Genomic DNA, 22,532 nt, shown 5'->3' on the forward strand with positions numbered 1-22,532 from the left:
GCCGGGTCACCATACCCCGGGCGGCAATATCCCCACGCTCGTCGCGGTACTGTGCGACAGGTCCGCGCCTTGCTATGCTCGGCCACACTGTGACCCTCGAGGAGCCCGCATGCTGCGCCTGCTGACCCTGTCTTTCCTGTTGCTGCCCGCGCTGGGCTGGGCGGCCGGCTACCAGGTGATCTACACCGCCACCCTGGAGCGCGATGCCCCCGAGGCGGAGGTCGAGATCAGCCTGCAGGGAGAGCGGCTGCCCAGCAAGCTGGTGCTGCACCTCAACCCCGAACGGCACCGGGAGCTGGCCAGCGAATCACCGCTCAGCGTGGACGGGGACGAGGCGACCTGGGAGCCCGCCGGCGACGGCGCCACGCTGCGCTACCGCTTCGTCATTGACGCCACCCGCGACAACGGCCGCTACGATTCCCGCAAGACCGACGCCTGGGCGATCCTGCGCTCGGACAAGCTGGTTCCCCCGATCTCGGTGACCTCACCCCCCAGCCTCGAGGCGACGGCGCAGCTCGCCTTTCGTCTGCCGGAGGGCTGGTCCTCGGCAGCACCCTACGCCAAGGTCAAGGGCCGCGAACACGACTATGTGATTGTCGATCCCGGCCGGCGTCTGCCGCGCCCCAAGGGCTGGCTGATCCTGGGGGAATTTGCCGCCCGCCAGGACATGATCGCCGGCACCGACGTGCGGGTGGCGGCTCCCGCCGGCCAGGGCGGCCGCCTGCAGGACGCCCTGGCCTTCCTCGGCTGGACCCTGCCCGCGGTCAAGGCGGTGTTTCCCGATTTCCCCGAGCGCCTGCTGATTGTCACCGCCGACGACCCCATGTGGCGCGGCGGACTGTCGGGCACCCGCTCCCTGTTCATGCACCGCGATCGGCCGCTGATCAGCGGCAACCGCACCAGCAGCCTGATTCACGAGCTGGTGCACGTGGGCACCGCCATCAACGGTGGCAAGCAGGCCGACTGGATCGTCGAGGGCATTGCCGAGTACTACGCCGCCAACATCCTCTGGCGCACCGGCGGCATGAGCGACTACCGCTACCGCCAGACCCTCGCCTGGAAGGAGAACTGGGCGGCAGAGGCCGACACCCTGTTCCGCAAACGCTCCAGCGGCCCGGTGACCGCGCGCGCCGCCATTTTCATGCACCGGCTCGACCTCGCCCTGCGCGAGGCCTCCAATGGGCAGTACAGCATCGATGACGTCGCCCGGGCCCTGGCCCGGCACGGCGGGCGGGTCTCCCTGCCCCTGCTCAAGGAAATCGTGGCAGAGCGGGTGGGCGATGCCGTCGACGTGGACGCCCTGATCGCCGAACTGGAAGGCAGCGGCGCAGACGCACAAGCCACCTGACAAAGTCCACCCAGTCGCCCGACCGGGGCCGCGCCGACGCGTGTTATCATGATGCGCGCCAGGGAACGCGATGCAGAGGACGCCCGCCATGCTCAGGTTATTCACCATCGACAAGGGACTGATCCGCGAGATCCAGAGCGACGGCGCCACCGTGGAGGACATCCGCAAGGCCGACTGGATCGACGCCCTGGAGCCGGGGGAAGACGAGCGCGAGCTGTTGCAGTCGCTGTTGCGCATCGACCTGCCGGAGTCCGACGATGTCGAGGAAATCGAGGCCTCTGCCCGCTGCTTTGTCGACCAGGCGGGCCTGCACGTACACTCGCTGTTCCTCGCTCCCCACGAGGGTCGCTACGACACGGTTTCCGTGGCCTGCATTCTGCAGCCCAAGCGCCTGATCACCATCCGCGACAACGACACCGCCGATTTCCGCCTGCTGCGGCTGCGCGCCCGCCGCGGCCAGGTCAGCAGCGCCTCCCCCGCCGAACTGCTGGTAACCCTGTTCGAGCAGAAAGTGGAGAACCACGCCGACACCCTGGAGGACATTCACTACCAGCTGGAGAAGGTCAGCCACCTGGTACTGGAGGACGAGGAAGCCGAGCTGGAGGATGCCATCAGCAAGCTGGCGCAACTGGAGGACAGCAATGGCAAGATGCGCCTTTGTCTGATGGATACCCAGCGCAACATATCCTTCCTGCTGCGCCACCTGAGCGGCATCAGCGACTACCGGGAAACCATGCGCGAGATCATCCGCGACGTGGAAACGCTGATGTCCCACACCACCTTCCTGTTCGACAAGATCAACTTCCTGATGGACTCCACCCAGGGTTTTATCAACATCGAGCAGAACCAGATCATCAAGACCTTCTCGATTGCCGCGGTAGTGTTTCTGCCACCGACCCTGGTGGCCAGCATCTACGGTATGAACTTCCACTTCATGCCCGAGCTGGACTGGCAACTTGGCTACCCCGGAGCCCTGGCACTGATGGTCGCCTCCGGCTTCGCCCCCTACTGGTACTTCAAGCGCAAGGGCTGGCTGTAACATGCGCCGCCTTCCCGCCCTGCTGCTGGTCCTGTCGCTGCTGGTCGGCTGGGCGGGCCCGGCCGCCGCCTGGGCCCCCGACTTTGACACCCTCGACCAGGCCATCCAGGACCTGCAAGTCGATCTGGCCCGCCCCTCGGAGGCGACCGCGGCGGCAGCACTGGAGCCCCAGATGCAGCAGGTCGAGGCGCAGCTGGCGGCCCGGGAAGCCGCACTGGCGGCCCGGCGGGACACCCTGGAAGGCCAGCGAGACCAGCTGCAGCGAACCGGGGAGCACCTGGAGCAGAGTTTGCGCAGCCTGGAGGACAGCCAGATCCTCTCGCGAGTGCTGCTGGAACTCCGGCAGAGCCTGCCCGAGGTCGAGGCCAGCCCGATGCTGGCCGCCGCCATCGCCGACCTGCGCCTGCGTCAGTTCGACCTCGCCCGCCAGTTGCGCGATCTGTCGCCACGCACAGGCACCGCGGGCACTGCCCCCGCCGGACAGGTCACCCCCGGCAGGACACTGCTGGCGCTGCCAGAGCAGCTCGACCGCCTGATCGACGATGCCACCACCCTGCTGGCCCTGGAGCAGGAGGTGGTGGGCCTGCACCAGCGCCTTGAGAGTCGCATTGACGAGCGGATGTTCTGGATACCCAGCAACCGTCCGGTGGACATTCACTGGCTGCTGGCCCTGCCGGAGCAGCTGCGCCAGCAACTCGGCGAGATCCGCCTGGGCGAGACCCTGGGTGAGCTGGCTGCGGGCCTGCGCTCGCATCCGCTGGTATTTTTGCCCCTGTTGCTGGTCATCGGCCTGCTGCTGCACCGGCGCCGCTGGTTATCAGCGCAGGTGACAGCACTCAACGAACAGGCCGGCACCGCCGACGGCGACGGGCTCTGGCATACCCCAGCGGCCATCCTGCTGACCGCGCTCCAGGCCCTGCCGGTCAGCCTGGCCCTGGCACTTTGCGGCCTGGCCCTGGAAATCGACGGGCGCGGGCAGAACGCCAGCCTGGGCGCCGCTCTGCTGGCGATGGCGGAGGTCTGGCTGGTGTTCTTCAGCAGCTACCGCATTCTCGCCCCGGGCGGGATTGCCGAACGACACTTCCACTGGCCGGTGCAGCGGGTGGCTTTCCTGCGCCGACACCTGCGCAGCCTGGGCCTGGTCATGCTCGGTCTCGCCGCCGTCACCAGCTACGCCGAGAGCCTGCCTGGCGAACTGAGCGAGGACGTGCTGGGCACGCTGATCGTGCTCAGCGGCTACGCCCTGGCGGCGCTGCTACTGTTCCGGGTGGTGCAGCAGCGCAGCGGTCGCGACACCCCGCCCGGTGCCGGCGAGGTGCTGGTGGGGGCCCTGCTGGCAGCCCTGCCCGTGGCACTGATTGTCGCCGTGGGTCTGGGCTACTACTACACCGCCCTCAAGCTCACCGGGCGACTGATCGACACCCTTTTTCTCCTGATTGGCTGGCAGCTGCTGCAGGCCTGCCTGCTGCGCCTGCTGTCAGTGGCTTCGACACGCCTGGCACACCACCGGCGGGAACAGGAGGCCGGCCAGCAACCCGCCGCGGCGGTGGCGCGAACACCCGCCGGGGAAGACCAGAGCACAGCGCTTGGCGACGAGCCCGGCCTCGACCTGGACCAGGTCAACCAGCAATCCCTGCGGCTGCTGCGCTGGCTCATGCTCGGCGGCCTGGCCTTCGGCCTCTACCTGATCTGGGCGGACCTGATTTCCCTGTTCGCCTACCTCGACAATGTCAGCCTGTGGCACTACCTCGCCGCCGATGGCGAGACCCAGGTCTCCATCAGCCTGCGCGATCTGCTCGGCGCGCTGGTACTGCTGGCGGTCGCCGTGGCCCTGGGCCGCAATCTGCCCGGGCTGCTCGAAGTCACCGTCCTGTCGCGTCTGCGCCTGGCCCAGGGCTCGGCCTACGCCACCACGACCCTGCTGTCCTACGTGATTTTCAGTGTCGGTTTCGTGCTCAGCCTGGGAACCCTCGGGGTCAGCTGGGACAAGCTGCAGTGGCTGGTGGCCGCCCTGGGCGTGGGCCTCGGTTTCGGCCTGCAGGAAATATTCGCCAACTTTGTCTCCGGCCTGATCATCCTCTTCGAGCGCCCGATTCGCATCGGCGACGTGGTAACCCTCGGCAACCAGTCGGGTGTGGTCAAGCGGATCCGCATTCGCGCCACCACCATCAGCGACTTCGACCGCAAGGACATTGTCATTCCCAACAAGGTCTTCATCACCGGTGAACTCACCAACTGGTCGCTCACCGATACCGTGACGCGGGTAATCGTGCGCGTGGGAGTCGCCTATGGTTCCGATCTCGAACTGACTCGCACCCTGCTGCTGCGGGCGGCGCGGGAGAACCCGCGGGTCATCAGCGATCCCGAGCCCCTGGTGTATTTCCTCGCCTTCGGTGCCAGCACCCTGGACCACGAGTTGCGCGTACATGTCCGGGAACTGACCGACCGCAACCCGGCCATCGACGAGATCAACCGGCGCATCGACAGCCTGTTCCGGGAGCACGACGTCGAGATTGCGTTCAACCAGGTTGACGTGCACCTGCGCTCCCTGCCCGAACGCGGCAGCGGGACCACGCCAGCGGGCAACACCGGGGCGGACAGCTAGGGCGACGACGCCCTCTGCGGCGCGGCCCCCGCCCCGGCCGGTTTGCGCCGGCCGCCGCTTCCATGCACCATGGGTCCAAATCCGATACCGGAAGGACCCGTCGATGCCGGCAGATAACAAGGCGCTTAACTCCACCGTGCTCGTTCCCGTCTTCGTCCCCGCTGTGGCCGTGATCGCCCTGCTGGTGATCGGCACCATCAGCAACCCCGAACTGGCCGGTAACGCCTTCAGTGCCACCCTGGCCTATATCACCGAGACCTTCGGCTGGTTCTACATGCTGTCGGTCGCCTTCTTCCTTCTGTTCATCGTGGGTGTCGCCTTCACCAAGTGGGGACACATCAAACTGGGGCCTGACCACGCCGACCCCCAGTACAGCTTCCCCGCCTGGTTCGCCATGCTGTTTTCCGCCGGCTACGGCATCGCCCTGCTCTTTTTCGGCGTCGCCGAGCCGGTGCTGCACTACGCCTCACCCCCGGCGGGGGCCGCGGAGACCGTGGACTCCGCCAAGCAGGCGATGCAGATTTCCTTTTTTCACTGGGGCTTCCACATCTGGGCCATCTACGGGCTGGTGGGCCTGGTGCTGGCCTATTTCGCCTTTCGCCACGGCCTGCCCCTCTCCATGCGCGCGGCCCTCTACCCGCTGATCGGCGAGCGCATCCACGGCCCCATGGGGCACGCGGTGGACGTGTTCGCCATCCTCGGCACCATGTTCGGCATTGCCACCACCCTCGGGCTCTCGGTGGCACAGATCAATGCCGGCCTGAATTATCTCTGGCCCGCCATCCCGGTCAATGTCACGGTACAGATCGTCGCCATTGCCCTGATCACCTGCGCGGCCATCTTCTCCGTGGTCGCCGGGATGGACAAAGGTGTCAAACGGCTGTCGATTCTGAGCATGTTCCTGGCGGCCTCGCTGATGCTTTTCGTATTCTCGGTGGGGCCCAGCATTCACATCCTCGAGAGTTTCCTGCAGAACACCGGCTCCTACCTGAACAACATCGTCGAACGCACCTTCAACCTGCAGGCCTATTCCCGCAGCGACTGGATCGGCAACTGGACCCTGTTCATTTTTGGCTGGACCATCTCCTGGGCGCCCTTCGTCGGGCTGTTCATCGCCAAGATCAGCCGCGGCCGCACCATCCGCCAGTTCGTGGTCGGGGTGATGCTGGTGCCCTCGATCTTCACCTTTCTCTGGTTCTCGATTTTTGGCAACACCGCGCTGAACCTGATCATGAACGAGGGCTATCACACGCTGATCGGCCAGGTGCAGGCGGACCAGGCGATCGCCCTGTTCCGTCTCTACGAGGCGCTGCCGCTGTCCTCGGTGGTGTCCTTCATCACGGTACTGCTGATCATCACCTTTTTCGTCACTTCCTCCGACTCCGGCTCCCTGGTGATCGACTCCCTCGCCTCCGGCGGCGCCAGCTACACCCCGGTGTGGCAGCGGGTGTTCTGGGCCACCGCCGAGGGCACCGTGGCTTCGGTACTGCTGCTGGCAGGCGGGCTCAGCGCCCTGCAGACCATGGCCATCGCCAGCGCTCTGCCCTTCTCCATCATCATGATCATTGCCGCCATCGGCATGTGGCGGGCCCTGGTGATCGAGGGCCATCACCACAGCAGCCTCAAGACCGAGATACAACAGCGCTTCTCCGGGACCTCCGGTCGCGGCCTGTGGCGCAAGCGATTGCTGGGCATGGTGACCTTCCCCGACCGCGAAGAGGTGGAACACTTCATGCACACCACCGTGCGCAAGGCCATGCTGCGGGTGGAACGCGAGCTGCAGAAGCAGGACTGGAAGACCGAAGTCCACGAGGATCCGGCGACCGCCCGTATCTACCTGGAAGTGATCAAGGAAGGGCTGCTGGACTTCATCTACGAGATTCGCATGATCGAGCACGCCCTGCCCGACTATGCCTATCCGGAGATGGTTCACAACCAGGACAGCGAGCACGTCTACTACCGTGCCGAAGTTTTTCTGCGCCGGGGCGGGCAGTCCTACGATGTCTACGGGCTGGACCAGCACGACATCATCACCGACATTCTCGACCAGTTCGAAAAGCAGCTGAACTTCCTGCATATCTCCCCCGGGAGCCTGCCCTGGCGCATGGAGGAGCACGACGAGCTGCTGCAGGTTGACCCGGAGGCACAGCAGCCTTCCTGAGCAGAGCCAATCGGGAGTGCAAGCATGGAACACAGGCGGCTTTCTGCATTGACAGTGCGGCAACACGGGTCCGCATCCCTGTTGCTGCTGGCCCTCTTCGCCGTGCCGGTCAGTGCCGAGGACAGCGCCCGCATTGAGGCCCTGCTGCAGCGCATCGAGGCCCTGGAGGCGCGCCTGCGGGCCCTGGAAACCGAGCGCCAGCCAGCGCCGGCCGGCAGCGGCACCCTGCGCGAGGAGCTGCTGACCGGCACTCCGGGGAGCGCTGAAGCGCCGACGGCAGAGGCCACCGCCCGCGACGATGCCATCGCCGCGGATGAACGACTGGCCCAGGCGGTGCTCGGCAGCGAACGCGAGAGCAATGCGCCACCCCCGGCGCCACCGCCCTCGGTGGATATCGGCGGCGCCCTGCGCTTCAACGTGGTGCACCGGGATTTCGTCGACAGCTCCGAGGGCAAGTACGGGGAGAGCGGTCTGGACGTCTTCCGCCTGAATATCGATGGCGAACTGGACAACATCCTGGTTTCGGCGGAATACCGCTTCTACACCTACATGGACACCATCCACCACGGCTGGGTCGGCTATCAGTTCGAGGACCAGAGCCAGCTGCAGGTGGGCATCCACCAGGTGCCCTTCGGCCTGCTGCCCTACGCCGCCCACAACGCCTGGTTTGGCGTGCCCTACTACCTGGGCCTGGCGGATGACTACGACATGGGCATCCGCTATCAGCGCCAGGACGGACCCTGGAGCAGCCACCTGGCCTTCTACAAGAACGAGGAACTCAACAGCGCCGGCGACCTGGACCGCTACTCCTTCGACCTGGTACTGGATGGCGACCAGCAGAACGAGGAGATCGACCAGTTCAACGCCCGCCTGGCCTACACCCTCGGCCTCGGCAGCGGCTGCGAAACCGAGCTGGGCGCTTCCGCCCAGCGTTCCGAACTCTACAACAGCACCAGCGACCGCCGCGGCGAGCACTGGGCCGGCGCCCTGCACCTGGACAGTCGCTGCGGACGCTGGAACCTGCAATTGCAGGGTATTCGCTACGATTACGATCCGGCCAATCCCCCGGGGCTGAGCCGGGACGCGGTGCGCGTCGGCGCTTTCGGCGGCAGCTATGATATCGCCGGCTCCGCCGACGTGCTGGTCGCCAACATCGCCTACAACTTCGCCTCGCCCTGGTCCTTCATTGACCAGGTGACCTGCTACAACGATTATTCCCGCCTGTTCAAGGACGGCGACGGCCAGCTCGACTCCCAGATCAACACCCTGGGCTGCGCCATCGGCAGCGGGCCCCTGTTTACCTATGTCGACTATATCCTGGCCAACAACATGGCCTTCTTCGGCAACGGCTCCATGGCTGCCGGGGGCGAGGACGAATGGCGGGGGCGCTTCAACGTGAACATCGGCTTCTACTGGTGACTGTGATGCTGCGACAACTGACCCTGGGCCTGCTGTGCCTGCTGGCCGCCAGCTCCGCCTCCGCGCAAGCGCAACTGAACGTCGTCTCCTGGGACGGCGCCTACGTCAAGAGCCAGATTCTCGGCTTCATCCGTCCCTACGAGGAAGCCACCGGGGTGCGGGTCAATGTGCTGCAGTACAGCGGCGGTATCGAGGAGATCCGCGCCCAGGTGCGCGCCTGGAATGTGCACTGGGACGTGGTCGACCTGGAGCTGTTCGATGCCCTGCGCGCCTGCCAGGAAGGCCTGCTGGAGCCGATTGACCCAGACAGCCTGCCCCCGGGCAGCGACGGCACCCCCGCGGACGAGGATTTCATCCACCACAGCCTGATGCCCTGCGGGGTCGGCAATGTGGTCGGGTCCACCGTGGTGGCCTGGCATCGCGAGCACCTGGAGCGTGCGCCGACGCAACTGGAGGATTTCTTCGACCTGGGGACCTGGCCCGGGCGGCGCGCCCTGCGCCGGGGCCCCCAGGGCAACCTGGAGTGGGCGCTGATCGCCGACGGCGTGCCCGAGGACGCGGTCTACCGGGTACTCTCCACCGAGGCGGGGCTCGACCGGGCCTTCGAGGTACTGGCGCGGATCAAGCCGCACACCGACTGGTGGCGCACCGGCCAGGAGGCCATCCGCATGCTGGAAACCGGCCAGGTGGTGATGGCCGGGGTCTACAGCGGCCGGGTGCCCGGCGCCGTCGAGCGCGGCGTACCCCTGCAGATCCTCTGGGATCACCAGCTCTGGTTCTACGATGTCTGGGGTATTCCCCGCAACGGGCGCAACACCGAACTGGCCCGCGACTTCATCCGCTTTGCCACCTCCACCGAAAGCCTCGCCGGACAGGCCCGCCACATTCCCTACGGCCCGGTGCGGCGCTCGTCCCTGGACCTGCTGCCGGCGGAACGCCGCGAGCAATTGCCCACGGCACCGGAGAACCTGAGCAACGCCATTGAGCTGGACGCCCGCTGGTGGTCGGAACACCTGGACCGCATTGCCCCGCGCTTCGAGCGCTGGCTGGAGCAGCCGGTCATGGTGCCGCGGAATCTGCCTCGCTAGCACCGTTGCGGGGAACAACGCCGGGGCGCCACTGGTCCACGGCCCAGGTGTAGACCACGTCGGTCGAGGAATTCAGCGCCGTCTCCGCGGAGTCCTGCAGCACACTGATCACGAAACCGACGGCCACGACCTGCATCGCGACGTCCAGGGGTATACCGAAGAGTGAACAGGCCAGGGGAACCAGCAGCAGGCTCCCCGAAGGCACCCCGCTGGCGCCACAGGCCGCAAGGGCGGACACGATACACAGCAGGAGGGCGGTGCCGAAGGCAGTGTCGATACCCAGGGTATTGACCGCTGCCAGGGTGAGTACGGTAATGGTAATCGCCGCCCCGGCCATGTTGATGGTCGCGCCCACGGGAATCGTTACCGCGAACAGTTCCTCGGAGATGCCCAGCTTCTTTGCCAGGTTGAGGTTCACCGGAATGTTGGCCGCGGAACTGCGGGTGAAGAAAGCCGTCACCCCGGACTCTTCCAGGCATTTGAAGACAATGGGAAACGGGTTGCGGCCGCTGACCAGGAACACCAGCAGGGGATTCAGCAGCAGCGCCATGGCCAGCATGGTTCCCAGGAGCAGGGCCGCCAGACTGGCATAGGAAGCCAGCGCCGCCACGCCGGTGCTCGCCACCGTCGCGCAAACCAGACCAAATATGCCTAGGGGCGCCAGGCGGATCACGTAACGCACGACGTCGCTGACACCGACCGCCAGGGTTTCCAGGTGCTCGCGGAAGCCCAGACTGGCGCGCCGGAAACTCAGCCCCAGCAGCACGGCCCAGGTCAGACAGCCGAGGAAATTGCCGGTCAGCAGGGCATTGACCGGGTTGTCGATCAGGCTGAACAGCACATCGGTGAGCACGCTGGAAACTGCCGCCGGGGGGCTGCCCTCGGCCGCCGAGGCAAGTACCAGCGTCTGCGGGAAGGCCCAACTGGCAAGCAGCGCCAACAGCGCGGCGCTGACGGTACCAACCAGATAGAGACCCAGGACCAGTGCCACCTTGCGGCCATCGCCGCGGCGTTCGTGGCGATTGGCGATCGCCGACATCACCAGCAGCATTACCAGCAGCGGTGCCACCGCCTTGAGCATGCCGACAAACAACTCCCCGAGCAGCCCCAGGGGCTCGGCCAGGCCCGGCGCCAGCAAACCCAACCCGGCTCCCGCCAGCACACCCAGGAAAATCTGGGGCACCAGCCCCAGTGAACGCAATCGCACTCGCCAGCTCCGTCAGCAGTCGCGCTTACAGCACCGTGAAATGTTTGCGCAGGGGCAACTCGCGAATCCGCTGGCCGGTGGCGGCAAACACGGCGTTGGCGATGCTCGGCGCCGACGGCGGCGTCGGCGGCTCCCCCACCCCGCTCGGCGGCGCGTCGCTGGTCACAATGTGGCTGCGGATGACGCGCGGTGACTGGGCCAGGCTGGCCACCGGATAATCGTGGAAATTGGACTGCTGCACCTGGCCATCGGCAAAACTGATCTCGCCCATCAGGGCCAGGCTCAGGCCAAACAACATGCCACCCTCCATCTGCGCGTGGACCCGATCCGGGTTGACCACGCGACCGGCATCAATCGCCCCGTGCATTTCCAGCACACGCAGCTTGCCGTCGCGGACTTCCACCTTGCTGGCCACGGCGGTATGACTGAGGAAGCTGTTACTGAGGGACAGCCCCCAGCCCTGCCCCTCGGGCAGCTCCTCGCCCCAAGGAATCTGTTCCAGCAGCGCCCGCAGTACAGCCTTGAGACGACCGGTCTGATAGGGGTAGTCGGCCAGGCTGCGGCCGTAGTTGCTGTATTCGAAACCCTCCTCGCTGAAGTCGAGCTCGCGGTCCTCGCCGATCAGGTCCAGCCACATTTGTGCCGGGTCCTTGCCCGCGGCGTGGGCCAGTTCGTCAACGAAACTGCCCACACCAAAGGCGAAGGGAATGTTGTAGACCGAGCGCAACCAACCGATGCGCGCATGCGCCGGTGCCGGCAGCGATTCGAGGCGCAGGTTTGGCGTGGCAAAGGGGATGCTGGCGAAGGTCTGCGAGAGGGAGCCATCATCCAGGGTGTCGACGCTGGCGTCGAAGGTCGAGCCAATCGGTGTCGCCGCCTGACGCGCCAGCCAGGCCTGCACCGCACCCTGGTCGTCCAGGGCGGCGCGGTAGTACTGGGCACAGGGCGCGTGGAAATAATCGTGGTGGATATCGTCCTCGCGGCTCCAGACCACCTGTACCGGCTTGCCGCTGTGAGCCGCCAGTCGCGCGGCCTCCACGCAGTAATCGGGCTTGGACTTGCGCCCAAAACCGCCGCCCAGCAGGGTGACATGCACCTTCACCTGCTCCGGCTTCAGGTCCAGGGCCTCGGCCACCGCCGCCTGTACCGCCTGCGGGTTCTGGGTGCAGGTCCAGACCTCACAGCCCTCCACGCTGACCCGCGCGGTCGCAACCGGCGGCTCCATCGGCGCGTGGGCCAGGTAGGGTGTGCGATAACTCGCTTCGACGACCTGGCTGGCGGCGGAGAGTGCGGCATCCACGTCACCGCGCTGACGCACCACCGTGCCGCTGTTCTCGCGTACGGAGCTTTCCAGCCCGTCCAGATAGCTGGCGGAGTCGTGGTCGCTGTGACTGCTGTCCCGCCAGCTGACGCTGAGTGCCTGGCGCCCCTGCAGAGCGCTCCAGGTATTGCTGGCGAGTACCGCAAGGCCCTCGATAGGCTGGAAACCCCGCGGGCCCGCCGGCGCGCGCAGCTCGACCACGTCCTGCACACCGCTCACGGCGCGCGCCGGTTCGGCGTCAAAGCTAGCGATATGACCGTCCAGCCAGGGACTGCGGGCGACGGTGGCATAGAGCATCTCCGGCAACACGACATCGGCCCCGTAGACGGCGCGACCGGTAACGATATCGTCGAGGTCGACAATCTCCAGCCCACTGCCGATGTAGCGGAAATCCTCTGCCGCTTTCAGCGGCAGACTGTCGAGTGCCGGCATCGGCAGCGCCGAGGCCGCCCGGGCCAGCTCGCCGAAACCGAGCTCGCGCCCGCTCGCGCTGTGCAGGACGCGGTGCTTGCTGGCACGGCACTCGGACAGGGGCACCTCCCAACGCTGCGCGGCTGCCTGCTCAAGCAGGCGCCGGGCGGCGGCCCCCATCTGGCGCATGGTGTGGTAGAAATCGCGCACCGAGCGAGAGCCATCGGTGTTCTGACTGCCGTAGGCGGGATCGCCCAGGGCCTGGATCACCCGTACCCGGGACCAGTCCGCCTCCATTTCGTCCGCCACCACCTGTGGCAGGCTGGTGCGGATCCCGGTACCCATCTCGGAGCGGTGGGCAACGATGTCCACGGCGCCGTCCTCGGACAGGGTCACGAAAAGATTGAGGGACTGCCCCTGGGCGGTATCCAGAACGCCTGCAAGGCCTGGGCGACTGCCCACCACCGAAGCACCCAGCACCAGGCCGCCGGCGGTCATCCCGGTCAGCGCCAGGAAACGGCGCCGGGAGATCTGCTGCACCGTGTTCATGCGTCACCCCCCTGCTCTGCTGCCGCGTGCACCGCGGCGCGGATGCGCGCATAGGTTCCGCAGCGACAGAGGTTGCCGGCCAGGGCAGAGTCGATCTCCTCGTCCGAGGGTGAGGGTGTATCCCGCAGCAGGGCGGCCGCGCTCATCAGCTGCCCCGCCTGACAGTAGCCGCACTGGGGAACACCGTGCTCGCGCCAGGCCTGCTGCAGCGGGTGGTCCCCGGCCTTGCCGCCGAGCCCCTCGATCGTGGTGACTTCGGCACCGGCCGCCTGTTCCAGGGTGGTCAGACAACTGCGCACGGGTTTGCCGTCCAGATGAACCGTACAGCTGCCACACAGCCCCTGGCCGCAGGCATAGCGTGTGCCGCGCAGGCCCAGCAAGTCGCGCAGGGCCCACAGCAGCGGCATTTCGGCGGGGGCGTCCAGTTGCCGCTCTTCCCCATTGACGTTCAGTTTCATGGTCGGCTCCTCAGTGACATTGCGTTCAGCTTAGCGCAGCCAGCCCACAGCGCAAAATCAGCCCTGCGCCGGGGCCTCGCCACCGCCAGCGCCAACGGGCCCTGTAGCGCTTGCCAAACCCGGCAGGTTTGCTACGCTGCGGCGTCCGACAACAGAGACCGAGAAAGCCCATGAAGCCCGCGACGCTTGCCCTGCATGCCGGCTATGAAGGCGACCCCGCCACCAATGCCGCCACCACGCCGATCTACCAGACCACCTCCTACACCTTCAACGACACCCAGCACGGCGCCGACCTGTTCGACCTCAAGGTGCCGGGCAACATCTACAGCCGCATCATGAACCCGACCAATGCGGTTCTCGAGGCGCGCCTGGCGGCCCTCGAGGGCGGTGTCGGCGCGCTGGCCGTGGCCTCCGGCATGGCCGCCATTCGCTATGCCATCGAGGCCATCGCCGAGGTGGGCTGCAACATCGTCAGCACCTCCCAGCTTTACGGTGGCACCTACAATCTCTTCGCCCACACCTTTCCCCGCCAGGGCATTGAGGTACGCTTCGCCGACGCCGGGGATTTCGAGCGGGTCGCCAGCCTGATCGACAGCAATACCCGCGCACTGTTCTGCGAGTCCATCGGCAACCCCGCGGGCAATGTCGTGGACCTGCAGCGCTGGGCCGAGATTGCCCACGCCGCGGGCGTGCCGCTGATCGTCGACAACACCGTGGCGACGCCGATGCTCTGCCGCGTGTTCGATCACGGTGCGGACATCGTCGTACATTCCCTCACCAAGTACATCGGTGGGCACGGCACCACCATTGGCGGCGCGATTGTCGACAGCGGCCGCTTCGACTGGGCGGCCCACGCGGACCGCTTCGCGATTCTCAATACCCCGGACCCCTCCTACCACGGTGTGGTCTACACCGAGGCCTTCGGGCCGGCGGCCTTTATCGGTCGCTGCCGCGTCGTGCCCCTGCGCAACACCGGCGCCGCGCTTTCACCCCATAGCGCCTTCCTGCTGATGCAGGGCCTGGAAACCCTGGAGCTGCGCATGCAGCGGCACTGCGAGAATGCCCTCTCGGTCGCCAAGTGGCTGCAGCAACACCCCCGGGTGCGCTGGGTCAATTACGCCGGCCTGGCCGACAGCCCCCACCGCGCCACCTGCGAGAAGATCTGCGGCGGACAGGCCTCGGGCATTCTCAGTTTTGGTATCGACGGGGGACGCGAGGCCGGCGCCCGCTTCATCGACGCCCTGCAGCTGATCCTGCGCCTGGTGAATATCGGCGATGCCAAGTCGCTGGCCTGCCACCCCGCCACCACCACCCACCGGCAGCTGGACCCGGAAGAACTGGCCTCGGCCGGGGTGAGCGAGGACATGGTTCGGCTTTCCATCGGGATAGAGCACGTCGACGACATCATCGCCGACATCGAGCAGGCACTGAACGCCAGCGCCTGACCAGCCACCGGGAGTGCCAAAGATGCGCACACTGACACTACTGGGCTTGAGCCTGCTGGCCTGTTCACCGCTCCTCGCCGAGGATGCCGCCGAGCTGGACCCGCTGATCTCCGCCTGCGCCGGCTGTCACGGCGGCCACGGCGAGGGCAGTGCCGAGCTGGGGGCACCCGCCCTCGCCGGTCAGCTGAGCCAGTATCTCGCGCGACAGCTCAGCGGTTTCCGGGACGGTCGCCGCGGCGGCCACCCCGCCGACCTCGGCGGCGGCACCATGTCCGGCGCCAGCGTGGGCATGAGCGACGAACAGATCCAGGCCCTGTCCAGCTACTACGCCCAGCTGCCCGCCCTAACCTCGACCGGCCGCGAGGCGCCCTCGGACCAGGAAAGCCCGAAACCGGGGCGGCGGGCACAGGATGGCGAGATCTATCGCGACGTTTGCGGCCACTGCCACGGCCAGGACGGCGAGGGCTACCCGGCGATGGGCGCCCCGCGGCTGGACATCCTGGACGCGGCCTATCTGCGCCGGCAGATGGACAGCTACGCCAGTGGCCAGCGGGGCAGCGAGCAGGACGACGACCTGCAGAGCGTGTGGATGCACGACGTGGCCGCCCACGACGGCGACCGGGAAATCCTCCAGCGCGCCATCGACTACATCGCCGTCGACGGCTACCGCGACACCGGGTCGAGGCCCTGAGGCCAGCCCTCCCCCCCTGGACCTCGCCTGAACCCCGCCTGAACCGCGCCTGGAGCACGCGTCGCGCAGGGAACAGGCGCGCCTCACTGAGGGGCGCCCCCGATCCGCCTCAGAGGCTTTCGAAGTGGTCGGTCAGCAGGCAATCCCGCCGGCGCGCTTCGTAGTGCTTCAAGGCCTCGCGATCTTCCGCGCGTATCACGCCCTGCTCGACTGCCTGGTCGAGGGCCTGGTCAAGCTCGCGAGCCGTGACCTCACCCTTTGCCCGGGCCCGGGCAAAGGCCTGGAATGGCTCCTCTACCTCCAGTAGCAGCTGGTAGGTGGTCTCCACCCTGCCCACGGCGTCCTCGGGGTCCTGGCTGAGATAGACGTGTCCGGCCAGCAGCTTGCGCACGGGGCTGGCTTGCATGATCAGATCGCCCAGCTCGCGCACCTGGCTGTCACTGGGCGCGGGGTGGCAACGCCCGAAGGGCAGAATCAGCCCACGCAGGGCGCAGCCGAGCACCCGCGGGTTGAAGTTGTCGCAGAAGCCGATCAGGGCTTCCTGGGCCTCGTGCAGGCACTGCTGGATGGCAAAGCGCGCATGGGCATCCCCCGCCGCGGTGCGCGGCTGGCTGTCGTGGAATTTCAGCACGGCGCAGGCCATCAGCAGTTGACTGTGGGCATCACCCAGGCGCGCGGAGAGCATTTCCCGGCGCTTCAATTCGCCACCGAGCACGCCCAGCGCGGCGTCGGCGCAAGTCGCCATGGCCGCACTCAGATGGTTGATGCGCTGGTACCAGCGCTGGCTGAAACTGTCTGCGGTGTCCGGAACCGGGCTGCCCAGGCCCCGGGACAGGCCCAGGCAAAGCGCCCGCGCCCCGTTGCTGCCGACGTGCCCGAGATGCCCCAGCAGCAGCGGCTCGAAGGTATCCAGACCCAGCGATTCACTCTCGGCCTGCAGCGAGGTCATTTCATCCAGCAGATAGGGATGGCAGCGAATCGCCCCCTGACCGAAAATCATCAGCGAGCGGGTCAGGATGTTCGCCCCCTCGACGGTGATGGCCACGGGCAAGGCGTGGTAGGCAGGGCCGAGGAAATTGCGTGGCCCCAACTGGATGCCGCGCCCACCGATCACATCCATGCCGTGGTTGACCAGCTGACGCATCCGCTCGGTGGCGTGGTACTTGGCCATGGCGGTCAACACAGAGGGCGTGCCTTCCTCCAGCCCGCGGGTTACAAACTGGCGCATGGCTTCCAGCAGGTAGGCACCGGCGGCAATTTGCGCCGTGGCCTCCTGCACCCCTTCGAACTTGCCCACCTCGAGATTGAACTGGCGGCGAATACGCGACCAGGCGCCGACGGTCAGGTAGCACATCTCGCCACTGGCGGTAGCCAGGGCCGGCAGGGAGACACCGCGACCGGCACCCAGGCACTCGATCAGCATGCGCCAGCCCTTGCCGGCCATCTCCGGACCACCAATGATCCAGTCGACGGGAATGAAGACATCGCTCCCCTGTACCGGGCCGTTCATGAACGGCGCGCCCGGGTTGTGGCGGCGACCGATCTCCACCCCGGGGTGATCGGCGGGCAGCAGGGCACAGGTAATCCCGTAGTCGCTCTTCTCCGGGTCGCCCAGCAGACCCTCCGGATCCTGCAGACGGAAGGCCAGGCCGACCACCGTGGCCACCGGCGCCAGGGTGATCCAGCGCTTGTGAAACGTCAGACGGATACCGAGAACCTCGCGCCCCTCGAACTCGCCGCGACAGACCACCCCGAGATCGGGAATGCCACCGGCGTCGGAGCCGACTTCCGGACCGGTCAGGCCAAAGCAGGGCAACTCACTGCCGTCAGCCAGGCCCGGCAGCCAGCGCTGTTGCTGCTCCTCGGTCCCGTACTTGACCAGCAGCTCGCCCGGGCCGAGGGAGTTCGGCACCATCGCGGTGACCGCCGCGGTCAGGGAGCGGCTGGCAATCTTGCTCATGATGCAGCTCTGGGCGTAGGGGCTGAAATCCCGGCCGCCGAAGGTCTCCGGAATGATCAGGCCGAAAAAGCCCCGCTGACGCAGGAAATCCCAGACTGGCTCCGGCAGGTCCTGACGCTGCTGCACTTCCCACTCGTCGATCAGGCTGCACAGTTCCTCCACCTCTTTGTCGAGAAAGGCCTGTTCCTTCTCACTCAGGCGCGGCAGGCGAATGCCCGCGAAGCGCTGCCAGTCGGGCTGCCCACTGAACAGGTCCTTCTCCCACCAGGTAGTTCCCGCCTCGATGGCCTCGCGCTCGGTGTCACTCATCGGCGGCAGCGCCTGGCGCAACAAGCCCCAGGCCGGCTGCACCAGCACCCTGCGCCGCCAGTCGGACACATTGAGCACCGCGAGCACCGCAGCCAGCGGCAGCAACACGAGCCAGATGCCGGCATGCAGGGCCGTCAGCAGCAGGGAGCCCACCAACAGGCAGACCGTGCCCACCTGCAGGGATGGTCGCAGGTAGAGCACCGCCACCAACAGGGCGAAAAACAACAACAGCGACAGCAACAACATGGGCCGGACTCCTCGATTCGCGCAGAACGCAGTCCACTAACCTTAGTCCATCCGGCGCATCCGGAACAATGCAAGCCCTGTTCGGACACGTTATACTGATCACTCTATAACAAGCACACCGTCATCGAACCCACTTCGCTACCGCGGGTGTTACACCACCGACGCGGGTGGGTACACATTGACGTTTAACCCCAACGGAGGAAAGACAGAATGGCTATTGAACTTCCCGCTCTGCCCTACGCCCGGGACGCTCTCGCTCCGCACATCTCGGAAGAGACCCTGGATTACCACTACGGCAAGCACCACAACACCTACGTTGAAAAACTCAACGGCATGATTCCCGGCACCGAGTTCGAGGGCAAGTCACTCGAGGACATCATCAAGAGCTCCAAGGGCGGCGTCTTCAACAACGCTGCGCAGGTCTGGAACCACACCTTCTACTGGAACTGCCTGAGCCCCAACGGTGGCGGTGCCGCCAGCGGTGCGGTCGGCGAGGCAATCGACAAGGCCTTCGGCTCCTTCGATGCCTTCAAGAAGGAATTCACCGATTCCGCCGTGGGCAACTTCGGCTCCGGCTGGACCTGGCTGGTCAAGAAAGCCGACGGCAGCGTCGCTATCGTCAACACCAGCAATGCGGAAACGCCCCTGACCGACGACAGCGTGACCCCGCTGCTGACCGTCGACGTCTGGGAGCACGCCTACTACATCGACTACCGCAACGCGCGTCCCAAGTACATGGACGCCTTCTGGGCGCTGGTCAACTGGGACTTCGTGAACCAGAACTTCGCCTGATCGCGACTGCGGTGTGCCCTGCCGGGCACACCGCTGCCCCTGCCTCCCGCTACTCCAGCGAGCCGAACACCACCTTACCGTCCATCACTGTCAGATCGACTTTCGCCCGGTGAATCCGGTGTGCCGGCAGTTCGAAGAGATTGTCGCTCAGCACCACCAGGTCAGCCTGCTTGCCGGCCTCCAGCGAACCGATTTCGTCTTCCAGACGGATCTGCCAGGCAGCATCCCGTGTGTAGCCACGAATCGCCTGCTCCAGGCTCAGTACCTCGCTTGCCCGTGGCTGTGGCTTCGCTTCCGGTTCACCCGGCGGCCGTCGGGTCATGGCCATTTCGATGTTGAACAGCGGGTTGAGGCCGTCCAGCCCGATCCAGGTGGCGGGGTAATCACTGCCCAGGGTCACCCGTGCGCCACCGGCCGCGATACTGCGCAGGGGGTAGTGCTGTGCCAGCCGCTCCTCGCCGAGAAACTCCAGGGCAATATCGTCGTAGACGTACCAGCTCGGGGTGGACTGGGCGACCACATCGAGCGCCCCAAAGCGCGCCTCGTCCGCCGGATTGACCACCTGCACATGACACAGGGTGAAACGCGAATCGCTGGCGGGCAGGCGCTCGCGGATGTCTGCGACCGTGTCCAGGGCAAAGCGCACCGCGGCGTCACCCAGCGTATGCAGATGCACGTCGGTGCCGCGCTCGGCGGCACTCACTATCAGCGGACCCGCGACCTCCGGCGCCAGCAGTGGCCGGGCCAGATGGCCCGGAGGCTGGCGGTAGGGCTCGAGCATCCAGGCGGTGCGCGCCTCCACCGTGCCGTCCAGGGACACCTTCAGGGTATTCACGGTGAAAAACTCGTCGGCGAAGCGCTCACCCAGCTGGTCCAGCTGCGCCAGGGCTGTGGCGGCTTTTTCGCGGGTATTCACGTAGTGGGAGCCGACCACGCGCAGGGGGAGTCCGCCCTCGGCCACCAGCCGGTCAAACAGTGCCAGGGTGGTTTCCCCGCCGTCGATCATGCCGGCGTCAAAGGCGGCGGTAATGCCCATGGCCGACAGCGTGGCGAAAAAGCTATCGGCCCCTGCCGCCAGGCTTGCCGGACTGACCACGCCGAGGCGCTCGCTGATCCAGTTGAACGCACCGCCCTCGATCAGCCAGCCGGTGGGGCGACCGTCCGGGTAGCGGCGATAGTAGTGCACGCCCGGATCCGGATCCGGGGTGCTCGCGTCCAGTCCAACCGCACGCATCGCCGCCGTGTTGATCCAGGCGGAGTGAAAGCCCTCGTCGAAGATCATAGCCGGGCGGTCGGGAATGGCGCGGTCGAGGTCCGCGGCAGTCGGTCCCTGCTCACCGAAGGCTGCACCGAGAAAGCCGCTGCCGATCACCGGGTTCTGTTCCGGGTGGGCCTCGGCGTGCATGCGCAGCGTATCCAGCACCTCCTCCGGGTCCATGTCCGGGCTCAGGGCGGCAGCGTTGACATAGGGCAGCGTGTCACCGACGTGCATGTGGGTGTCGATGAAACCCGGTAGTACCAGGCGCCCCTGCAGGTCGTGGCGACGGGTATCGGGCCCCGCCACCGCCTCCACCACCTCGCGGCTGCCCACCGCGAGGATGCGGTCATCACCAATCGCCAGGCTATCCGCCCAGGGCTGCGCCGGGTTCAGCGTGTAGATGCGCGCGTTGTGAAGAATGCGGTCGGCGACCACAGGCGCGTCGCCCGCGGTCGCCATCAGAGGCCACAGAACCAGTAGTACCAGGTAACTGCCGAAGCGGATCATGTCACTCTCCCCTGTTGACAAGCTCTGAACTCTTGCAGAGTTGTCAGCCGCCGGCAATAACCCTCTGGTGGCAGCGGAAAAGCCACCATTCAGGGCTCTGCCTCAGGGAAGCATCTGACTGATGTCACGATTCAGAGGCAGGCGGAAGTTGTGACTGCCCAGAATGACACTATCACGGGTGCGCACGATTCTCGCATTCACGTAGACGTAGCTGCCCCCGCGAGCGTAGGTGCCCACCAGTACAGCCTGAGCATCATGCTCGGTCGACAGGTGGTGAAGTTCGCGGGAGAGCATTAGCTCGCCGGTATTCTCTTTGATAAACAGGCTGTTCCGAAGCTTCACTTCCAATACCGGGTAGTGACTGCGGGTCAGGCCTCCCGACATGCCCTCCGCCACCTGGCGACCAAATGTCGAGGTGGCCCCCATATTATCGATATCTACAAAGCTGGCCACCAGTACCGGCTGCTCAGGCTGCAAATTTGTCTCCACGTTCTCGACCAATTGGTCGCCATAACGCGCCAATACATCGACCAGATTGACATGTATATTGCCGACATTCTGGCTGTTGGGCTGGGCGGGAACGCAGGCACCAAGCAATACCAGCGCGGCAAATAAAACACCTTTTACCATCATATTTCTGAAACTGATCACGCCTTCCCCCTACCAACGATCTGTCACTTGAAGGGTGGGAACCCCATCTACCTTCTGATAGTGGTCCCTGTCACCGCCATTGATGTAATAGATACTGGAAGATGAATAGACGACCTGACCTGCGTCCTCGACCCGGGTTGTCAACAGCACTTCATGCCGCTCGGGACCGGTCCACCAATTACCGCTGTAGAGATCGACCAGGGCGGCACCGGGGATGAGAGCCAGTGCCGGCTCTTCCCAATTGCGCGCAGGCAGCGTCGCAACGGCGATCCCCGCTGCGAGGGTAGTCCAAAGCCCTTCATGGGCTCGATGCCAGCCGCGATCCTTGTGCTCAATGACTTGAGCATCCCAGGTCAGTAACAGAGCGTTTTCCGGGCTGGTACGGACATATCCCCCCTTTGAGACGAGCTGACTGGTCAGCAGCGCATCAAAAGCCTCTGAAAATGGCGTGTTGGCCTCAGTTTTACTGCGAACGCTAAGCGCTCGGCCGTCGATTCGCGGGTTCTCGAGTAACTGTCTGGCCTGGTGTTCAGCCAATACCTCCCAGTGATGCGCGGCCTGCATTTTCTGCTGCGTGGAAACCGGATAAGTCGTCGCCAGTGGAAATTGCGAAGTATTGGCGCTGAAGCAGCCCGGAAGCGTCGCCGCCCCCAGCAGCACGCAAAGAGCCTTGCGAGCCATGTGGATCCCCCCCAAAAAACGTTTTTGTTGTCAAACTTCTGGGGATTAGATCACGAGCCTCGGGTGCTAACAAAACACGCTGTGCGAAATCAGTCTCCCTGCAGGCGGGCCATGGTCGCCAGCTGCTCGGGGGTGGCTTCGCGCTGGTAGCGGGCCTTCCACTCGTCATAGGGCATGCCGTAGATGCGCTCGCGGGCCTGCTCGTAGTCCAGCTCCTGCCCCTGCTCGCCGGCTGCGGCCACATACCACTTGGCCAGGCAGTTGCGACAGAAGCCCGCCAGGTTCATCAGGTCGATGTTCTGCACATCCTTGCGTTCATCGAGGTGGGCCAGCAGGTGGCGAAACACCGCGGCCTCGATCGCTTGATCTCGCTCTGACATGATTAG

At 65.9% G+C, this 22,532-nt stretch carries 17 protein-coding genes; 9 read left to right on the forward strand and 8 right to left on the reverse strand.

Annotation, left to right across the window (positions count from 1 at the left end):
* The first annotated feature begins 109 nt into the window (after nucleotides 1-109).
* The 6 genes from ACYVGS_RS03265 (at nucleotide 110) to ACYVGS_RS03290 (ending at nucleotide 9,660) form a co-directional block, all read left to right on the forward strand.
* Nucleotides 110-1,348 (forward strand): hypothetical protein, encoded by a 1,239-nt coding sequence (locus tag ACYVGS_RS03265; RefSeq protein ID WP_460587202.1) that lies wholly within the window; start codon nucleotides 110-112, stop codon nucleotides 1,346-1,348.
* An 88-nt stretch (nucleotides 1,349-1,436) separates the two neighbouring features.
* Nucleotides 1,437-2,387: a magnesium and cobalt transport protein CorA gene (gene corA, locus ACYVGS_RS03270; RefSeq protein ID WP_460587203.1), complete on the forward strand. Its 951-nt coding sequence runs from the start codon at nucleotides 1,437-1,439 to the stop codon at nucleotides 2,385-2,387.
* Nucleotide 2,388: 1 nt separating this feature from the next.
* Nucleotides 2,389-4,992 carry a mechanosensitive ion channel domain-containing protein gene (locus ACYVGS_RS03275; RefSeq protein ID WP_460587204.1) on the forward strand — a complete coding sequence of 868 codons (2,604 nt, stop codon included), beginning with the start codon at nucleotides 2,389-2,391 and terminating at the stop codon, nucleotides 4,990-4,992.
* Between the two features lie 103 nt (nucleotides 4,993-5,095).
* The gene (locus tag ACYVGS_RS03280) at nucleotides 5,096-7,153 is read left to right on the forward strand and encodes a BCCT family transporter (RefSeq protein ID WP_460587205.1); all 2,058 of its coding nucleotides are present in this window, start codon (nucleotides 5,096-5,098) and stop codon (nucleotides 7,151-7,153) included.
* Nucleotides 7,154-7,177: 24 nt separating this feature from the next.
* A complete protein-coding gene (locus tag ACYVGS_RS03285; RefSeq protein WP_460587206.1) occupies nucleotides 7,178-8,572 on the forward strand; it encodes a porin in 1,395 nt (464 codons plus the stop codon).
* A 5-nt stretch (nucleotides 8,573-8,577) separates the two neighbouring features.
* On the forward strand, nucleotides 8,578-9,660 hold the full coding sequence (locus tag ACYVGS_RS03290; protein WP_460587207.1) for an ABC transporter substrate-binding protein: 1,083 nt from the start codon (nucleotides 8,578-8,580) through the stop codon (nucleotides 9,658-9,660).
* On the opposite strand, the gene sstT is transcribed toward ACYVGS_RS03290, so the two are convergent.
* From sstT to ACYVGS_RS03305, 3 genes are read right to left on the reverse strand one after another with little or no spacing between them, the layout of a single operon-like run.
* The gene (gene sstT, locus ACYVGS_RS03295; RefSeq protein ID WP_460587208.1) at nucleotides 9,632-10,867 is read right to left on the reverse strand and encodes a serine/threonine transporter SstT; all 1,236 of its coding nucleotides are present in this window, start codon (nucleotides 10,865-10,867) and stop codon (nucleotides 9,632-9,634) included. The genes ACYVGS_RS03290 and sstT overlap by 29 nt on opposite strands.
* Nucleotides 10,868-10,892: 25 nt before the next feature.
* Nucleotides 10,893-13,148: a xanthine dehydrogenase family protein molybdopterin-binding subunit gene (locus ACYVGS_RS03300; protein WP_460587209.1), complete on the reverse strand. Its 2,256-nt coding sequence runs from the start codon at nucleotides 13,146-13,148 to the stop codon at nucleotides 10,893-10,895.
* Nucleotides 13,145-13,606: a (2Fe-2S)-binding protein gene (locus tag ACYVGS_RS03305; RefSeq protein ID WP_460587210.1), complete on the reverse strand. Its 462-nt coding sequence runs from the start codon at nucleotides 13,604-13,606 to the stop codon at nucleotides 13,145-13,147. Before ACYVGS_RS03305 ends, ACYVGS_RS03300 begins: the two co-directional genes overlap by 4 nt.
* Before the next feature lie 170 nt (nucleotides 13,607-13,776).
* Here ACYVGS_RS03305 and ACYVGS_RS03310 point away from each other — a divergent pair, with 170 nt between their 5' ends.
* Nucleotides 13,777-15,051, forward strand: coding sequence for an O-acetylhomoserine aminocarboxypropyltransferase/cysteine synthase family protein (locus ACYVGS_RS03310; protein ID WP_460587211.1), 1,275 nt, complete (start codon nucleotides 13,777-13,779; stop codon nucleotides 15,049-15,051).
* A gap of 22 nt (nucleotides 15,052-15,073) precedes the next feature.
* On the forward strand, nucleotides 15,074-15,742 hold the full coding sequence (locus ACYVGS_RS03315) for a c-type cytochrome (RefSeq protein ID WP_460587212.1): 669 nt from the start codon (nucleotides 15,074-15,076) through the stop codon (nucleotides 15,740-15,742).
* A 109-nt stretch (nucleotides 15,743-15,851) separates the two neighbouring features.
* On the opposite strand, the gene ACYVGS_RS03320 is transcribed toward ACYVGS_RS03315, so the two are convergent.
* On the reverse strand, nucleotides 15,852-18,257 hold the full coding sequence (locus tag ACYVGS_RS03320; RefSeq protein WP_460587213.1) for an acyl-CoA dehydrogenase: 2,406 nt from the start codon (nucleotides 18,255-18,257) through the stop codon (nucleotides 15,852-15,854).
* 210 nt (nucleotides 18,258-18,467) lie between these two features.
* On the opposite strand from ACYVGS_RS03320, the gene sodB reads away from it, so the two are divergent.
* Nucleotides 18,468-19,049 carry a superoxide dismutase [Fe] gene (gene sodB / locus ACYVGS_RS03325; protein ID WP_460587214.1) on the forward strand — a complete coding sequence of 194 codons (582 nt, stop codon included), beginning with the start codon at nucleotides 18,468-18,470 and terminating at the stop codon, nucleotides 19,047-19,049.
* A 49-nt stretch (nucleotides 19,050-19,098) separates the two neighbouring features.
* On the opposite strand, the gene ACYVGS_RS03330 is transcribed toward sodB, so the two are convergent.
* From ACYVGS_RS03330 to ACYVGS_RS03345, 4 genes are all read right to left on the reverse strand, one after another.
* The gene (locus ACYVGS_RS03330; RefSeq protein WP_460587215.1) at nucleotides 19,099-20,814 is read right to left on the reverse strand and encodes an amidohydrolase; all 1,716 of its coding nucleotides are present in this window, start codon (nucleotides 20,812-20,814) and stop codon (nucleotides 19,099-19,101) included.
* Nucleotides 20,815-20,916: 102 nt separating this feature from the next.
* Nucleotides 20,917-21,465, reverse strand: a complete 549-nt coding sequence (locus ACYVGS_RS03335; protein WP_460587216.1) for a FlgO family outer membrane protein — start codon at nucleotides 21,463-21,465, stop codon at nucleotides 20,917-20,919.
* A 9-nt stretch (nucleotides 21,466-21,474) separates the two neighbouring features.
* Nucleotides 21,475-22,146 (reverse strand): hypothetical protein, encoded by a 672-nt coding sequence (locus ACYVGS_RS03340; RefSeq protein ID WP_460587217.1) that lies wholly within the window; start codon nucleotides 22,144-22,146, stop codon nucleotides 21,475-21,477.
* 89 nt (nucleotides 22,147-22,235) lie between these two features.
* A complete protein-coding gene (locus tag ACYVGS_RS03345; RefSeq protein WP_460587218.1) occupies nucleotides 22,236-22,526 on the reverse strand; it encodes a DUF1244 domain-containing protein in 291 nt (96 codons plus the stop codon).
* Between the last annotated feature and the right edge of the window lie 6 nt (nucleotides 22,527-22,532).

Source organism: Haliea atlantica, from assembly GCF_054779855.1.

What these genes read in the sequence shown, in the direction of transcription:
- ACYVGS_RS03320 (WP_460587213.1), bottom strand. Translation starts at nt 18,257, where the DNA reads ATGTTGTTGCTGTCGCTGTTGTTGTTTTTCGCCCTGTTGGTGGCGGTG.
- ACYVGS_RS03280 (WP_460587205.1), top strand. Translation starts at nt 5,096, where the DNA reads ATGCCGGCAGATAACAAGGCGCTTAACTCCACCGTGCTCGTTCCCGTC.
- ACYVGS_RS03275 (WP_460587204.1), top strand. Translation starts at nt 2,389, where the DNA reads ATGCGCCGCCTTCCCGCCCTGCTGCTGGTCCTGTCGCTGCTGGTCGGC.
- ACYVGS_RS03265 (WP_460587202.1), top strand. Translation starts at nt 110, where the DNA reads ATGCTGCGCCTGCTGACCCTGTCTTTCCTGTTGCTGCCCGCGCTGGGC.
- ACYVGS_RS03310 (WP_460587211.1), top strand. Translation starts at nt 13,777, where the DNA reads ATGAAGCCCGCGACGCTTGCCCTGCATGCCGGCTATGAAGGCGACCCC.
- corA (WP_460587203.1), top strand. Translation starts at nt 1,437, where the DNA reads ATGCTCAGGTTATTCACCATCGACAAGGGACTGATCCGCGAGATCCAG.
- ACYVGS_RS03345 (WP_460587218.1), bottom strand. Translation starts at nt 22,526, where the DNA reads ATGTCAGAGCGAGATCAAGCGATCGAGGCCGCGGTGTTTCGCCACCTG.
- ACYVGS_RS03305 (WP_460587210.1), bottom strand. Translation starts at nt 13,606, where the DNA reads ATGAAACTGAACGTCAATGGGGAAGAGCGGCAACTGGACGCCCCCGCC.
- sodB (WP_460587214.1), top strand. Translation starts at nt 18,468, where the DNA reads ATGGCTATTGAACTTCCCGCTCTGCCCTACGCCCGGGACGCTCTCGCT.
- ACYVGS_RS03315 (WP_460587212.1), top strand. Translation starts at nt 15,074, where the DNA reads ATGCGCACACTGACACTACTGGGCTTGAGCCTGCTGGCCTGTTCACCG.
- ACYVGS_RS03300 (WP_460587209.1), bottom strand. Translation starts at nt 13,148, where the DNA reads ATGAACACGGTGCAGCAGATCTCCCGGCGCCGTTTCCTGGCGCTGACC.
- ACYVGS_RS03340 (WP_460587217.1), bottom strand. Translation starts at nt 22,146, where the DNA reads ATGGCTCGCAAGGCTCTTTGCGTGCTGCTGGGGGCGGCGACGCTTCCG.
- ACYVGS_RS03290 (WP_460587207.1), top strand. Translation starts at nt 8,578, where the DNA reads ATGCTGCGACAACTGACCCTGGGCCTGCTGTGCCTGCTGGCCGCCAGC.
- ACYVGS_RS03330 (WP_460587215.1), bottom strand. Translation starts at nt 20,814, where the DNA reads ATGATCCGCTTCGGCAGTTACCTGGTACTACTGGTTCTGTGGCCTCTG.
- ACYVGS_RS03285 (WP_460587206.1), top strand. Translation starts at nt 7,178, where the DNA reads ATGGAACACAGGCGGCTTTCTGCATTGACAGTGCGGCAACACGGGTCC.